The 14,699-nt window shown below is 70.5% G+C and carries 11 protein-coding genes; 2 read left to right on the forward strand and 9 right to left on the reverse strand.

The genetic code is table 11. The annotated features are described in order from the left end of the window. Nucleotides 1-29: 29 nt before the first annotated feature. The 5 genes from OO71_RS12130 to OO71_RS12150 all read right to left on the reverse strand — a co-directional run bounded on the left by OO71_RS12130 (nt 30) and on the right by OO71_RS12150 (nt 7,018). Complete coding sequence (locus OO71_RS12130; RefSeq protein WP_033289804.1) at nt 30-1,802, reverse strand: dipeptide ABC transporter ATP-binding protein; 1,773 nt, start codon at nt 1,800-1,802, stop codon at nt 30-32. Next, nucleotides 1,799-2,647 carry an ABC transporter permease gene (locus tag OO71_RS12135; protein ID WP_033289805.1) on the reverse strand — a complete coding sequence of 283 codons (849 nt, stop codon included), beginning with the start codon at nt 2,645-2,647 and terminating at the stop codon, nt 1,799-1,801. Before OO71_RS12135 ends, OO71_RS12130 begins: the two co-directional genes overlap by 4 nt. Continuing rightward, nucleotides 2,644-3,606, reverse strand: a complete 963-nt coding sequence (locus tag OO71_RS12140) for an ABC transporter permease (RefSeq protein WP_211260500.1) — start codon at nt 3,604-3,606, stop codon at nt 2,644-2,646. The genes OO71_RS12135 and OO71_RS12140 overlap by 4 nt, the downstream gene beginning before the upstream one ends. Nucleotides 3,607-3,774: 168 nt before the next feature. Further along, nucleotides 3,775-5,046, reverse strand: a complete 1,272-nt coding sequence (locus OO71_RS12145) for a metal-dependent hydrolase family protein (protein WP_033289806.1) — start codon at nt 5,044-5,046, stop codon at nt 3,775-3,777. 1 nt (nt 5,047) lies between these two features. Continuing rightward, on the reverse strand, nt 5,048-7,018 hold the full coding sequence (locus OO71_RS12150; protein WP_033289900.1) for a S9 family peptidase: 1,971 nt from the start codon (nt 7,016-7,018) through the stop codon (nt 5,048-5,050). Nucleotides 7,019-7,189: 171 nt separating this feature from the next. Here OO71_RS12150 and OO71_RS12155 point away from each other — a divergent pair, with 171 nt between their 5' ends. Together OO71_RS12155 and OO71_RS12160 are read left to right on the forward strand one after the other, a co-directional pair. Next, nucleotides 7,190-7,582: a Rid family hydrolase gene (locus OO71_RS12155; RefSeq protein ID WP_033289807.1), complete on the forward strand. Its 393-nt coding sequence runs from the start codon at nt 7,190-7,192 to the stop codon at nt 7,580-7,582. Beyond that, nucleotides 7,579-8,718: an NAD(P)/FAD-dependent oxidoreductase gene (locus OO71_RS12160; RefSeq protein ID WP_033289808.1), complete on the forward strand. Its 1,140-nt coding sequence runs from the start codon at nt 7,579-7,581 to the stop codon at nt 8,716-8,718. The genes OO71_RS12155 and OO71_RS12160 overlap by 4 nt, the downstream gene beginning before the upstream one ends. Here OO71_RS12160 and OO71_RS12165 read toward each other — a convergent pair. The 4 genes from OO71_RS12165 to OO71_RS12180 are packed head-to-tail and all read right to left on the reverse strand — an operon-like array spanning nt 8,711 to nt 14,676. Then, nucleotides 8,711-10,165: a GMC family oxidoreductase gene (locus OO71_RS12165; RefSeq protein WP_033289901.1), complete on the reverse strand. Its 1,455-nt coding sequence runs from the start codon at nt 10,163-10,165 to the stop codon at nt 8,711-8,713. The two genes, OO71_RS12160 and OO71_RS12165, sit on opposite strands and share 8 nt — an antisense overlap. Then, nucleotides 10,162-11,571 carry an aldehyde dehydrogenase family protein gene (locus tag OO71_RS12170; RefSeq protein ID WP_051791474.1) on the reverse strand — a complete coding sequence of 470 codons (1,410 nt, stop codon included), beginning with the start codon at nt 11,569-11,571 and terminating at the stop codon, nt 10,162-10,164. Before OO71_RS12170 ends, OO71_RS12165 begins: the two co-directional genes overlap by 4 nt. Then, nucleotides 11,568-12,785 (reverse strand): metal-dependent hydrolase family protein, encoded by a 1,218-nt coding sequence (locus OO71_RS12175; RefSeq protein WP_033289809.1) that lies wholly within the window; start codon nt 12,783-12,785, stop codon nt 11,568-11,570. Before OO71_RS12175 ends, OO71_RS12170 begins: the two co-directional genes overlap by 4 nt. Then, nucleotides 12,778-14,676, reverse strand: coding sequence for a S9 family peptidase (locus OO71_RS12180; RefSeq protein ID WP_211260501.1), 1,899 nt, complete (start codon nt 14,674-14,676; stop codon nt 12,778-12,780). The genes OO71_RS12175 and OO71_RS12180 overlap by 8 nt, the downstream gene beginning before the upstream one ends. Between the last annotated feature and the right edge of the window lie 23 nt (nt 14,677-14,699).

Genomic DNA, 14,699 nt, shown 5'->3' on the forward strand with positions numbered 1-14,699 from the left:
TGCTCCTTCGAAACCATCGAATTGCAAGGTCACTCCGCGGCGAGCGAGGCGCCGGGAGCCGAGCTCACCAGCTGCTGCGTGTACGGATGCCGCGGCCGGTCGAGTACGTCGCCGACCGGGCCCTCCTCCACGATCCGCCCTTTCCACAGCACGTACACCCGGGCGGCGACCTGCCGGACCACCGCGAGATCGTGCGTGATGAACACGATCCCCTTGCCGGTTTCCCGATGCAGCGACCGGATGAGGTTGATGATCTGTGCCTGCACCGAAACGTCCAGCGCCGACGAGACTTCGTCGCACACGATGATGCGCGGATCCGCCGCCAGTGCCCGGGCCAGCGCGACCCGCTGCCGCTCCCCGCCGGACAGCGCGACCGGCTTCCGGTTCCGGTACTCCACCGGCAACCCGACCGCAGCGAGCAGCCGGCTGACCTCACTCCGACCGGCTCCGCGCACGGCGAGCGCCTCGGCCAGCGTCGCCCCGATCGTACGGCGCGGGTTGAGCGTGGAATACGGGTCCTGGAACACCATCTGCACCGAACGCCGTGCCGCCCGGCCGGGCGGTTCCCCGTCGACGAGTACCTGCCCGGACGTCGGCCGATCGAGGCCGACGATGATCCGGCCGAGCGTGGTCTTCCCGGACCCGGACTCGCCGACCAGCCCGACGCATTCGCCCGCGGAGACGTGCAGGGAAACCTCGTCGAGGGCGCGCAGCGAACGACCGGCGAACTCCTTCGTCACCGCTTCGACGCGGACCACCTCGCCCCCGGCCGCCGGTTCTCCCGGCGGTGCCGTGGTCCACGCCCGGCTTCGGGCTTCGTGCATTTCGGCCGCGATTCCGTCGTGCCGCAGGCAAGCCGTGAGATGCCCGTCGCCGGACGGCGAAAGCTGCGGACGCTGTGTCACGCACGGCTCCGTCACCCACTCGCAGCGCGGCGCGAACGAGCACTGCCCGGCCACCTCGTCCGGCCGCGGCACCGAACCGCGGATCGACACGAGCCGGGTGACCCGCCGGTCCGCCGGGGGTTCCGAGGTCAGCAGGCCCAGCGAGTACGGGTGCCGCGGCGCCGAGTCCACAGTGGACGCCGGGCCGGATTCGAGGATCCGCCCGGCGTAGCAGATCGAAACCCGGTCGCACACCGAGAACGCCACGCGCAGGTCGTGGGTGATCAGGATCATCCCCATACCCCGGGATTCCTGCAGTGCCTTGAGTTTCGCGAGAAGGTCGCGCTGAGTCGTGACGTCGAGGGCGGTCGTCGGCTCGTCCGCGATGATCACCTCCGGATCGAGCGCGAGCGCGGCGGCGATCCCGGCGCGCTGGCGCATCCCGCCGGACAGCTCGAACGGGTAAGCGTCCGCGACCGCCGGATCGGTGATCCCGACCTCGGCGAGCCGCCGCCGCGCCTCGGCCCGGCGCGCCGCACGGGAAAGCCGCCTGCCGCGGTCGTCGCGGATCCGCTCGACGATCTGCGACCCGCATTTCACCAGCGGGTTCAGCATCGTGAACGGGTCCTGGAAGATCATCGTGACGAACCGGCCGCGCAGGGCCTGCACCTGACGGCGCGGCATGGCCGCGAGGTCCTCGCCGCGGTAGCGGATGCGGCCCTCGGCCCGCACCCCGTCCGGCAGCAGGCCCATGATCGCCCGTGCGGTCATCGACTTGCCGCTGCCGGACTCGCCGACGATGCCCAGCGTTTCCCCGCGGTGCAGGGCCAGCGAAACGTCGTCGACGATCGTCGTGCTCCGCCCGGACATCCGGCCCGTCACCCGCAGGCCCTCGACGTCGAGCAGCCGTCCGGTCATCGCGCGCGTCCTTTCCCGGTCGAACGTTCGTAGAGCCAGTCGCCGAGCAGGTTCATCGACACGGCGAGCGCCACCAAGGCCACTCCGGGCGCGAAGGCGGCGAGCGGGTTCTGCGCGAAGGACGGCAGGGCGTCCGACAGCATCAGGCCCCAGTCGGGAGCACCGGCGGGGACGCCGAGCCCGAGGAACGACAATCCCGCCAGCGCCACCAAGCTGTGCGCGAAGGACAGGAAAGAATTGGCGACGACAAGCGGCAGAATGTTCGGCCAGATGTGCCGAAGCATGATTTTCCCGTGACTCACCCCGAGGCTTCGCGCCGCCTCGACATAGGGCAGACCCCGTTGCTCCAGCGCCGCACTCCGGACCAGCCGGGCGTTGACCGGTGCCCCCAAAACCACCAGCACCCCCACTGCCGCACCGTATCCGCCGCCGAAAACGCCGACGACGATAATGGCGATCAGCAGCCCCGGAAAGGCGTACATCAGGTCGACGACCCGCATGGTCACCGAATCGACGAAACCGCCGCGATAACCGGCCAGCAAACCGAATGCGCCACCGAGAATCAGCGCGCCGAGGGTAATGGCGGCAGGCCCGAGCAAGGCCGTCCGCGCGCCCGCGAGAATCCGGGAAAAAGTGTCCCGCCCGGATTGGTCGGTACCCAGCCAGTGCGCTCCGCTCGGACCCTGCAGGCTGTCCTGCAACGACTGGGCGTACGGGTCGTGCGGCGCGAACCAGGTACCGGACAACGCCGCCAGGACGGCGAGCAGGACCACGGCGAACGCGACCGCGACGACGACCGGGGGCCGGGTGCGGATCCGGGTTCCGGGGAGGGCAGCAGTGCTCACGAGGACATCCGATCGAACCGGATCCGGGGATCCACCAGTGAATACAGCAGGTCGGCCGCCAGGTTCGCGACGATCACCAGCGTGGCCGCGACCAGCGTCAGCCCTTCCAGCAGCGGCATGTCGCGCTGGGTCACCGACCGGACGAGCAGCGCGCCGAGACCGCCGACGTTGAACGTGACCTCCACCAGGACCACCCCGCCCAGCGTCGCGGTGAGCACCAGCCCGGCCGCGGTGATCACCGGAACCAGCGCATTGCGGAACGCGTGGACCCCGATCACCCGCCACGCCGGAACCCCGCGCGCACGGGCGAAAGCGACGTAATCCTGTTCCAGCGCTTGGCTCATCGCCGTCCGGGTGAACTTGACGATCAACGCCGTGACGCTGATCGCGAGGGTGATCGCGGGCAGCGTGAGATGCCAGACCGCACCGGCGAACCCTTCCCCCTCGCCGTAGCTCGGAAACCATTTCAGCCGCACCGCGAAGACGTACAGGAAAACCACGCCGGTGAAGAAAGCCGGGGCACTGATCCCGAACACCGACACCGCAACGACTCCCCGGTCGAGCCCGTTCTTCTTGAGCGCGGCGAGCACCCCGGCGGGCAAACCGAATACCAGTGCGAGGAAAAGCGCATAGAAGCTGAGGAAGATCGTGCTGCCGGCGTGCTCCAGGATGACCGACCGCACCGGGGTCCCGGTGGTGATCGAATCGCCGAAGTCGAACCGGACGGCGTGTCCGAGCCATTCCGCGTACTGCACCAGGAACGGCTGGTCGAGGCCGTACTTGCGGGTCAGCTCGGCAATCGAGTCCGGCGACAGCTGCCGGTCGCCGATCATCGCCGCGAGCGGGCCGCCCGGCGCGAGGTACAGCAGCGCGAACACCAGGAACGACACGACCAGCAGCAGCACCAGCAACGCGGCCAGCCGTTTCCCGGCGAAGCGCAGGGTCGCCCACAGTTTCACCAACGGCTCCCTCGGCTCGGCGAAATGCAGTCCGTCCCGCCGGTCCGGAGACCGGCGGATGGTTCAGTTACAGTGATGAGAGTTCAGTGTGAGTGTTCACGCTGGCGAGTGACGCTAGCCTGCCCGGAACCCGCCGTCAAGGCCGGATTGCCGGGCAGGCAAAGAAAATCAGCGGATTCCGCCACCCTGCCAGCCCGGTTCGAGCGACGGGGTGAGCCGGATCGGCTTGCCTTCCTTCCAGACCTCGCGCACGGTGGTCAGCGCGGTCAGGTCGGCGAGCGGATCGGCGCCGAGCACCACGAGGTCGGCGACCTTGCCCGCTTCCAGCGTGCCCAGCCGGGTCGACGCACGCACGGTCGCGGCCGCGTTCTTGGTCGCCGCCAGCAATGCACCGCCGTTGCCGAGGCCGTGGACGCTCATCAGCCGCAGTTCCTCGACCAGGCCGAGCGTGCCGTGGTGCATCTCGATCCCGACCGGCGCGGGCCCTTCGGGGAGGTCGTCGACCCCGGCGACGATCGGGACCCCTTGGCGGACCGCCTCGCGGAACATCGCGTGGTGCCGCTCCCTGGCTTCCTCGGCATTGCGGCAGAACCAGCCGGGATAGCCTTGTGCGGCAAGCTGTTCCGGTTCCCAGGCGTCGGTCACGGCGAGGTTCGGGCAGAAGATCGTCCCCGCTTCCGCCATGGCGGAAATGCCTTCCTCGGTCACCACGAAGCCGTGTTCGATGGTGTCCGCGCCCGCTTTCGCCGCCGCGACCACGGTTTCGTCCCCCATCGCGTGCACCGCCACCGGTTTGCCCCAGCCGTGTGCCTCCCCGACCGCGGCCGAGATCTCCTCGAACGAATGCAGCCCGCGCCCGATGCTGTCCGAACGCCACGGAATCCCGCCCGACGACAGCAGTTTGACCGTGTCGACCCCGCTGCGGACGGCGCCTCGCACGGCCCGGCGGAACTCGTCCGGCCCGGTCGCCCGCTGGCTCCACATCACGTCGGCCGCCGCGTAGATCCGCGGGCCCTCGATCTCCCCGGCCGCGATGGCGTCGCGCAGCACGAGGTCCGCGTCGAACTCCTCCCCCAGCGACCGCAGGGTCGTGATGCCGCAGCGGAGGTTGTCCTGCGCCTTGCGAATACACCGGATCATGTGGTGTGCCGGCGTTTCGTGGGCGTACTCGTCCTCGTACGGCACCACGACCGCGCCGAGGTGGATGTGGCTGTCCCAGAGCCCGGGAATCACGAACATGCCGGACAGATCGCGCCGCTCGACGCCGCGCAGGTCGAAGCCGGCGAGCACCTCGGACCACGGCCCGACCCGTTCGATCACCGGGCCGGACAGCAGGATCGCCGCGCCGGGCAGCTGCCGGTCCGGCTCCGTGCAGTCGATGACCGTGCAGTTTTCGAGCAGGACCTTTCCGGTCGCGGGAATTGCCAGGGTACGTCGCACGTCAGCGGACTCCTGTCTCGGTGCGGGCACGCGGCCCGAGGTGGGTGGAAAACCATTCGTGCAGCAGCTCCAGCCGCTGGACCCGGTGCACGGGACTGCCCGAGCGGGTGAGTTCGTGGCTCTCGCCGGGAAAACGCGCGAACTCGACGGGTTTGCCGAGCACTTTCAGCGTCAGGTACAGCTCTTCGGCCTGCTGGATCGGGCACCGGCGGTCCTCTTCGGAGTGCACGATCATGAGCGGCGCGTCGATGTCCGCGGCCACGCGCAGCGCGGACGAAGCCCAGTACGCGGCCGGATCCTCGGTCACCGCGCGGCCGAGGTAGGTCTCGAAGAACCACGGCGACTCGTCGTTCGTCCCGGCGAGGCTGACCAGGTTGTACGGCCCGCGTTCGGCCCAGCCCGCGCGGAACAGGCCGGACCGCGCGAGCAGCCAGGTGACGACCAGGCCGCCGTACGATCCGCCCATCACGCCGACCCGCGCCGGGTCGAGGTCGTCGTGCGAACCGAGCGTGTGCCGCACGACCTCGGCGATGTCGTTGATGTCGTCGACGCCCCAGCCGGTTCCGGGCTGCCTCGCCTCCGGCCCGGACACCGCGTGCATCCAGGCGGTGCCGTATCCGGCGCAGCCGCGTGGATTCAGGGTGAGCGTGGCGAATCCGGCGGCGGCGAGCGTCTGGAATTCGTGCGACCACTGGTAGCCGTGTTGCGTGCCGCCGCCCTGCATGCACACGACGAGCGGATACGGCGCCTGCCATCGATCCGCGTCCGGCAGCGTCAGCCACGAGTCGACCTGGTGTCCCGCGGCCAGCGGAACCGATCGGGGTACCGGCTCGCGCAGCTCGCGATCGACGGTCGAATTCGGTTGCCAGAGCACGGTTTCCGGCCCGGCCGCCACTCGCGCGACGAGCTGCGGCGGCTGCGCGGGGGCGCAGGTGACGTACGCGAGTGTGCCCGCTTTGGCGGCCAGCGACGTGACCGAACGCGGGCCTCGCTCCAGCACGGGAACAGCCCCTGCGGTGTCGAACCGGTACGCCTCGGTGCGTCCGGCGTCCTCGACCAGTGCCAGCACTGTCGTGTCGTCCAGCCAGACCGGCCCGTCGGTGGCCCGCCAGTCGGGGTTGACGTCCCGGTCGAGGGACGCGGACAGGTCGCGTTCGCGCCAGTCGCCGAATTCCGCCACACACAACGCGGTCACCGAAGGGAAGTTCGCGACGTCCATCCGCGTGAAGGCGACCCGGGAGCCGTCCGGGGAAACGCGGGGCTGCCCGTAGCAGTACCCGGGGCCGGTCAGGGCTTCCGCGGCCGAGCCCGCGGCGATGCCCTGCCGATAGACCTCGTTGGCCGGGCTGCCCTCGCCCGCCGGTTCCCGTGCCGACACGAACACCACCGCCCGGGAGTCCGGGTACCAGCCGAACTCCGCATCGTCGTGGCCGCCGGCGCTGAGCTTCGTGACCGCGCCGGTCCGGGCCGAGACGAGGTAGGCCTGCCGGGGCCGGTTGAAGGTCCAGCCGACGTCGTCGGCACGGGCTCGCAGCCGCGTGATCCGCAGCGGCGGACGGCGGTCCTCGCTCGTTTCCCACCACGTGCGATCCACCGGTTCGCGGGCCACGTAGAGCAGCCACGCGCCGTCCGGGGACCAGGCCAGCTCCTCGATGCGGTCCGGCCAGTCGCGCACGAGCGGCACCGGCTCGGGCCCGGCCAGGGTCCGCACGACGATCGACCGTCCGGCAGCGACCGTGGCCAGCCGATCGTCGACCGGGGACCAGCGCGGCAGTGTCTCGTCGGCGGCCGAGGCCAGCTCGGCCAACGGGTCCCCGACACCGCCGATCGCCACCGTGACGCGGTAGCGGTTCGCCTCGGTGCACGGCACCGAGCGGGTCACGGCGGCGAACTGCCCGTCGTGGGACAGCTGCACGTTCGCCAGGTCGGCGAATGCACTCAGGTCCCGGATCGTGACGGGGGTCCTCGTCAAGGGCGGCACAGTTCTCCTCCAGTCGCAGGCGGACGGGTCGCGGTACGGGCGCGCTTCCGGATCCGGGGAGCCCGGCGGGCGGTGATTGACCTGCCGCGGCCAGAACGTTTACTCTCGACGTACTATGATTAGCCATACTGAACTTCCGGTCAACCCCTCCGGACGGCGGCCGTGAGCCGGGGCGTCCGACGGCTCGCCGGTGGCGGGGCGTTCGAGGACATCGCGGGCTACTGCCGGGCCGTCCGGGCGGGCTCGCTGATCCTGGTCAGCGGCACGATCTCCCCGGACTCTTCACTGTCCGAATCGGACACTTTCACGCAGACGACCCGCGCCTTCGAAGCCGCCCTCGAAGCCGCGGCAACCCTCGGCGGTACCCGCGACGACGTACTGCGGACCCGGATTCTCCTTGCCCCGGCGGCATCCTGGCAGGAAGCGAGCCGGGCGCACTCGCTGTTGTTCACACACGCGCGCCCGGCCAACACCACCTACTACGTCGGACGGCTGATTCCCGACGGCGCTCTCGTCGAGGTCGAACTCGACGCGGATGGGAGAGGAGCGGAATGACGCGATCGGCTGATGCCATCGTGATCGGTGGCGGCATCGTGGGGATGTTCGTCGCGTGGCACCTCGCGAAACGAGGTGCGGCGGTGACCGTGCTCGACCGTGTCGGCGTCGGTTCGGGGGCCACGTCGGTGCAGCCCGGCGGTGTCCGGACCCAATGGACCGCACCGGAAACCTGCCGGATGGCCTTGGAGTCACGGGCTTTCTACGACGAGGCCGAATCGGTTCTGCAACCGCCACGCAGCCTGGAATTCGACGAATGCGGCTACGCGTTCATCGCGTCGAAGCCCGAGACGCTGGCCGCTTTGCAGGAGTCGGTCGACCGGCAACGGGCACTCGGCGTCCCCTCGGCGATGGTCAGCCCGGCCGAGCTGGCCGAACTCGTGCCCGGCCTCGATCCGGACACGGTCTGCGGCGGCGCCTACAACGCGCGCGACGGGTACTTCGGCCGTCCGGCCGCCGTGGTCACCGCGGTCGAACAGGCGGCGCGGCGGCTGGGTACCACGGTACTCGTCCAGGAAGTCACCGCCATCCGGCGCGACCGAGCACAATGGACAGTCCGCACCGGCGACGGCAGTGAGCTACAGGCCGATCACGTCGTTCTCGCGGCCGGTGCCGATTCCGCCCCGCTCGCGGCACCGCTCGGCCTCGTGCTCCCGGTCCGGCCCGAACCGCGGTACCTCTTCTACAGCAACCGGATCGCCCCCTGGCTGGTCCGGCCGCTGTGTGTCTTCCAGGACGAGCACTTCGCGGTGAAACATCTCGCGGACGGTAGCGTGCTGGCGGCGGACCTGCGGCTCGGCCTCGACGGAACGCTCGACGAGAACGGCTGGCGCGACCTGGTCACCTGGAAAGCCCGGCAGCTGGTGCCGTCGCTGGAGTACGTGCGGTATCCGGTCATGGTCGCCGGGTACTACGACGTGACACCGGATGCCCAGCTGATCGTCGGCGCGGTGGACGGGCTGCCCGGGCTCTCGGTCGCCTGCGGCATGAACGGCCGGGGCTTGATGCTCGCGCCGAGCGTGGGGCGGATGGTGGCCGAGGAGCTTCTCGGGGAGGCCGGACCGGTTCCGGAAACCCTTTCCCCGCACCGGTTCTCCGGAAACCGGGCGTTCGCCGGGGAACGGCAGGTCATCTGAGCATCAGCTGCGCGACCCGCTCCCCGACCACCACCGTCGGGAGGGCCGGAGTGGCCCGCGGGATCGTCGGGAACACCGAAGCATCCGCGACCCGCACCCCGGCGACCCCGTGGACCCGGGCCTCGTGGTCCACCACCGCACCGTCGTCGGCCGGACCCATGCGGCACGAACCCGCGGGATGCCAGTAATGCCGGTGGGTGCGGCGGATCCAATCCGGCAGGTCGTGACTGCTGGCGGCATCGGTGAGTTCGCGGCCCAGCAGTTTGCCGAAACCCGACGGGAGGAGTTCTTCGAGAACCCACGTCACGCCGTACGCGACGCTGCTCAGGTCGGCGCCGTCGGGATCGCTGAAGAAACCCGGATCCACCTCCGCGCGGACGGCCGGGTCGGCCGAGCGCAGGCGGACCCGGCCGCGCGACACCGGGCGTAGCTGGCTCACCGGGAGCACGCAGCGCCAGCCGGTATCGAGGGTCGGGTCCGGTTCGATCCACGGGTAGACATGGAGGTCGTACGGTCCGGTGCAGTGTGGCGACCGGAGTTTGGCCAGCGCTTGTTCCTCGGGCAGCGCGCGGTGGCGGGCGAACTCCGCGAGGTCGTGGGCGAGGTCGGCGGTCGCGGCGAATTCCAGCTGGGCGGCGGGATGGTCGTGCAGATTCTCCCCCACGCCGGGGAGATCGGCGGCCGCCGGGACGCCGATCGACCGCAGGTGGTCCGCGGGGCCGATCCCCGACCGCAGCAGGATTTCCGGCGAGCCGTACGCGCCCGCGCACAGGACGATTTCGTCCGCGGCCACGGTGACGCGACCACCGGCGGTGATGACTTCGACTGCCCGGGCACGGCCGTGGTCGATCACCACCCGGTCGACCACGGCGTCCGGGAGGATCTGCAGTTTCGCCCGGACCGGTTCCAGGTAACGGAAGGCGGTGTTCGCCCGTACCCCGTCGTGGATGTTCACCGGGGCGCACCCTGCGCCGACCGCCCCGTCGAGGTCGTCCAGGTCGTTTCTCACGGGGACGCCGGTCGCTGCGCACCCGTCCAGGAATGCTTGCTGGAACGGCTGGATCTCCTCGGGTTTCCACGAGCGCAAGCCCATCTGCTGGGCAGCTGCGGCGAAAAGCGGGCGTAACGACGCGCTGTCCCAACCTGGGCTGTCCCACGCGTCATAGTCTCCGGCCCAGCCGACGGTCTGGGTACAGCCGTTGTGTGCCGAGCAGCCGCCGAGGACCCGGGCGCGGTCGTACCCGAGCGGCTGACCTGCCGCGCCGTGGCCGAAGTAGCCCCAGTCATGGCTGGTGGGCAGGCTGGTCGCGTCGAGGAGGTCCGCGGGCCACTTCGCCATCGGGCCGTAGTCCGGTCCGGCTTCGATCAGGAGTACGTCCCGCCCGGCTTCCGCGAGCCGCGCGGCCACCACGCATCCCGCGGTACCGCCGCCTGCGACGACGATCATGCCCACGCCACCATGACGTGCTTGATCCGCGTGTACGCCTCCAGGCCGTAGAGCGAAAGATCCTTGCCGCCGCCGGTTTCCTTGAACCCGCCGTGCGGCATTTCGGCCGCGGTCGTCACGTGCGTGTTGACCCACGTGATCCCGAAATCCAGGTCCGCGACGACGCGCATCGCCCGGCCCGCCTCGCGGGTCCACACGCTGGCGGCGAGGCCGTGCCGCACGTCGTTGGCCAGTGCGACGGCTTCCCGCTCCGTCGCGAACGGCTGCACGGTGAGGACCGGGCCGAAGGTTTCCTCTTGGACCAGCTCGTCTTTCTGCCCGGCACCGCGCACGACGGTCGGCTGGTAGTAGAACCCCGGACCCTCCTCCACCTGACCACCCGCGACGACTTCGGCACTGCCGCGCCGCTCCACCAGCCCGGCGACCCGGTCCAGCTGGACCTGGCTGATCAACGGAGCGTACCCGCCCTCCCGGCCCGGCCCCGCCGCGATCCGGTGGGCCGCTTCCGCCGCGAGCGCGGCCACCAGTTCGTCGTGGACGTCCTCGTGCACCAGCACCCGGGCGGGCGCGGTGCAGTCCTGCCCGGCGTTGTAGAACGCGGCATCCGCGACGAGCTCCGCACACCGGGCGACGTCGGCATCCGCGAACACCAGAACCGGCGCATTGCCCCCGAGTTCCAGATGGACCGGGCGGAGGTCGGCCGCCCGCGCCACCGCGCTGCCCGCGCGGACCGAACCGGTCAGGGCGACCATCGCCGCGTCACGATGGCTCGACAGCAGGCTCCCGGTCTCCCGGTCCCCGCAGACGACGTTCACCACCCCCGGCGGCAGATGCTTCGCGCACACCTCGGCCAGCAGAATGGCCGACGCCGGAGTCGCCTCGTCCGGTTTGAACACCACCGTGTTCCCCGCTGCCACGGCCGGGGCGATCTTCCACACCGCGGTCATGAACGGGTAGTTCCACGGCGCGATCTGCGCGATCACGCCGAGCGGTTCCCGCCGCACCATCGACGTGTGCGCGCCGACGTACTCCCCCGCGGCCCGCCCCTCCAGCAGCCGCGCGGCCCCGGCGAAGAACCGGATCTGGTCGGTGACGGGCAGCAGCTCCTCCGTCTCGAACAGACCGGGGAACTTCCCGGTGTCCCGGCATTCCGCGGCCACGAACTCGTCCCGCCGCTGCTCGATCTCGGCGGCGACAGCCAGCAGAGCCGCCTGCCGCTCCCCGGGAGTCGTGCGGCGCCAGGTCTCGAAAGCCCTTGTCGCTGCTGCAAAAGCCGCGTCGACCTCGGGTGCCCGCGACAGCGGCGCGCGACCGTACGCCGTCCCGGTCCGGGGCTCGACGAGGTCACTGCCGTCCCCCGAAGAACCGCAAAGCACGCCGTCGATGACATTGCCGAACTCCGTCATTTCCCCTCCTCACCCGAGCGCACGACCCGACCGGCCTGCACCACCGTCGTCACCCGGCTTGCCACCGCACTCAAATCGGCCGGATCGCCATCCAGTACCACGAGATCCGCGGCAAAACCCGGCTGCACGCGGCCGATCTCCTCATCGAGACGCAGCAGTTCCGCACCCCCGCGCGTCGAAGCGCGAAGCACGTCGAACGGCGCCATCCCGGCCTTCGCCATCAACTCAAGCTCGGCCAGATTCGTCCCGTGCACGCCGACGCCGGAGTCCGTCCCCATCGCGATCCGCACTCCGGCGTCCACCGCCCGGCGGAACGATTCCGTGTGCGTTTCCAGTACTGCCTTGGCTTTCTCCACCGCTCCGCGCGGCAGCGCCGACGCACCGGCCGCGGCGCGTTCCACCACGGCGAGCGGAGCGGACAACGTCGGTACCAGCCAGGTGCCGTGCCGGAGCATCAGCTCGATGGCTTCGTCGTCGAGGTACACGCCATGCTCGATCGACCGGACCCCGTGCCGCACCGCGGCTTTGATCCCTTCGGCAGCGTGCGCGTGCGCCATCACGTCGAGACCGGCCATGGCTGCTTCGGCGGTGATCTCGGCGAGTTCGTCGTCGCGGAACTGGCGGTTGCCCAGTTCGTCGGCGGACAACACGCCCCCGGTCGTCGCGACCTTGATCCAGTCGGCCCGTGCCCGCACCAGCTCGCGGACCTTCACCCGCGCCTCGGCAACGCCGTCCACCAGCGCCCCTGGTGCCCCGGGATGCACCGGCAGCAGCGGAGCGTCGCAGCCGGACGGCAGGTGGTCGTCGCCGTGGCCGCCGGTCTGGCTGAGCATCGTGATGGCGTTCCGCATCCGCGGCCCGGGAATCAGCCCGGTCTCGACCGCGCGGCGGATCCCGTAGTCGGCCCCCGCCGCGTCCCGCACCGTGGTGATGCCGGATTCCAGGGTCACCCGCAGGTTGCGCGCGGCCTGGAAGAACAGCAGCGAGAACGGCGTCTGCAAGATCCGCCAGCTGTCGATCTCGCTGAACATCACGTGCACGTGGCAGTCGATGAACCCGGGCAGCACGGTCTGCCCGGTCACGTCGAGCACCACGTCCCCGTCGATGCCGGAACCGATCGCTTCGATCCGGCCGTCCACCACGAGCACGTCCGCCCGTTCCGGCGTAACGCCGTCGAACACCGACCCACCGGCCAGCACCAGCCGCTCAGACATAGCGCACCATCCACTCGAGCAGCGCCTCGTTCTGCGCCCGCCGCACGGGCACCGGCCCGTTGATCGCCCCTTCGTGCGATGCGCCGGGGAACAACAACATTTCCGCGACACACCCCGCGCGCCGAAGGGCGGCGTAGAACTGCTTGCTCTGCTCCGGCGGACAGCGATGGTCCTGTTCGCCTTGCATGATCAGTGTCGGAGTCCGGCAGGTGTGCGCCGTGGTGATCGGCGAACACCGGACATACGTCTCGAACGCCGTTTCCGGGGTCCCGCCGAGAATCTTGGGCACGAAAGTCAGCCCGATGTCGCTCGTGCCGTACATGCTCCAGAAGTTCGTGACCGGGTTCTCCACCACAGCCGCGCGGAAGCGGTTCGTATGCGACACGATCCACGACGTCATGTACCCGCCGTAGGACAGGCCACCGACGCCAAGCCGCTCCGGATCGGCGTAGCCCTGCTCCACCGCGGCATCGACCGCGGCCATCAGGTCCGCATAATCGTCCACGCCCCAGTCGCCGGTGATGGCGTCGGCGAAATCGGCGCCGTAGCCACGCGAACCCCGCGGATTCACCATCAGCACGCCGAATCCGGCGTGACACAGCAGCTGTGCGTCACCGAAGAACACGTGCCCGAAGGCCGACTTCGGGCCGCCGTGGATCAGCAGAACGGTCGGCACCGGGCCGGTTTTCCCGTGCGGGCGCAGGAACTTCGCCTGCACCTTGGGCCCGTCCGGCGCCGACACCCAGAAGTCGATCAGCTCCGGCTCGCCGCGCAGCCCGGCGTTCTCCGCCGCGGTGTCGGTGACCCGGGTGTCCGCGCCGGTGTCCAGGTCGCGCAGCCACAGGTCCGGCGCCGCGTTGACGGTTCCCTTGGCGTACAAGAGCTTCCCGGCAGCGTAGGCCAGCGGGTACGCGCAGAACGTACCCGCGACCACGGGGGTGGACTGCGGTGGCCCGGCGAGCGCGACCCGGTGGATCTCCAGCCGGTCGCCTGCCTGGACCCGCACCAGCGCGTCCTCCCCGGCGACGAGCAGCCGCGGGTCGGGGTTGGTGAACGGCACCGGCAGGTCGCCGATCACGTCGCCGTTCACGTCCAGTTCCAGTGCCGCCGTACGGTTCTCGACCTCGGCCCCGACCACGAGCAGCTCGCCGAGGTCCTCCGTCTCGAAGCCCAGCGACGTCACCGCCACCCCATCGGGAAGCGCCGCCACCGCGAAGAAATCCGGCGCCTGGGCGAGGTCCCGGACCGTCCCGTCGAGCGAAACCACGCGTACCCGGCAAACCGGGTCCCAGTCGTCCGGCCCGCAGGTCGCCAGGTACGCCAGCTCCGCCGACCCGGGCAGCCAGCTCGGCACGCCGTTGACCCACTGATCCGCGGTCAGGCGACGGTGTTCGCCCGTGGCGACGTCGACCACGTGCAGGTCCAGCGCCACCGCATCGACCAGCCCGAGCCCGTCCTGCCAGCCGATCGCACGCGTCACGCGGTACGGCTGCACGGGGTCCGGCACGTCCGGCGGCGGCGCCTGGTACGCGAGCAGGCGGCCGTCCGGGCTCCACACCGGACGTCCGGCAACGTCGTGCGCCAGCGTGGTGAGCGCCATGGTCGCGACGTCGAGCACCATCAGCCGGGCCGGTTCGTCCCCGTCCTCCTCGGACCGGAACGCGAGCCGGGTGCCGTCGGGCGACCACGCCGGGTCGGTGTTCCGCACCCCGGCGCGCACCTGGGTGAATTCCTGGTCCCCGGCCCTGCCGAACCGCAAGGCGATCGCCTCGGTGTCCCCGGCCACGGCCGAGACGCACCACGCCACCGCCCCGCCGTCCGGGGCCAGGTCGGCGTCGTGCACCAAGGTCATCGCCTCGATCGCGGCCACCGCTACCCGTTCCTCGGTCACATCCGCTCCGCTCATAATTGTTT

Source organism: Amycolatopsis jejuensis (assembly GCF_000717335.1).
In the GTDB taxonomy this organism is placed as follows: domain Bacteria; phylum Actinomycetota; class Actinomycetes; order Mycobacteriales; family Pseudonocardiaceae; genus Amycolatopsis; species Amycolatopsis jejuensis.

What these genes read in the sequence shown, in the direction of transcription:
- OO71_RS12130 (WP_033289804.1), bottom strand. Translation starts at nt 1,802, where the DNA reads ATGACCGGACGGCTGCTCGACGTCGAGGGCCTGCGGGTGACGGGCCGG.
- OO71_RS12175 (WP_033289809.1), bottom strand. Translation starts at nt 12,785, where the DNA reads ATGTCTGAGCGGCTGGTGCTGGCCGGTGGGTCGGTGTTCGACGGCGTT.
- OO71_RS12165 (WP_033289901.1), bottom strand. Translation starts at nt 10,165, where the DNA reads ATGATCGTCGTCGCAGGCGGCGGTACCGCGGGATGCGTGGTGGCCGCG.
- OO71_RS12170 (WP_051791474.1), bottom strand. Translation starts at nt 11,571, where the DNA reads ATGACGGAGTTCGGCAATGTCATCGACGGCGTGCTTTGCGGTTCTTCG.
- OO71_RS12160 (WP_033289808.1), top strand. Translation starts at nt 7,579, where the DNA reads ATGACGCGATCGGCTGATGCCATCGTGATCGGTGGCGGCATCGTGGGG.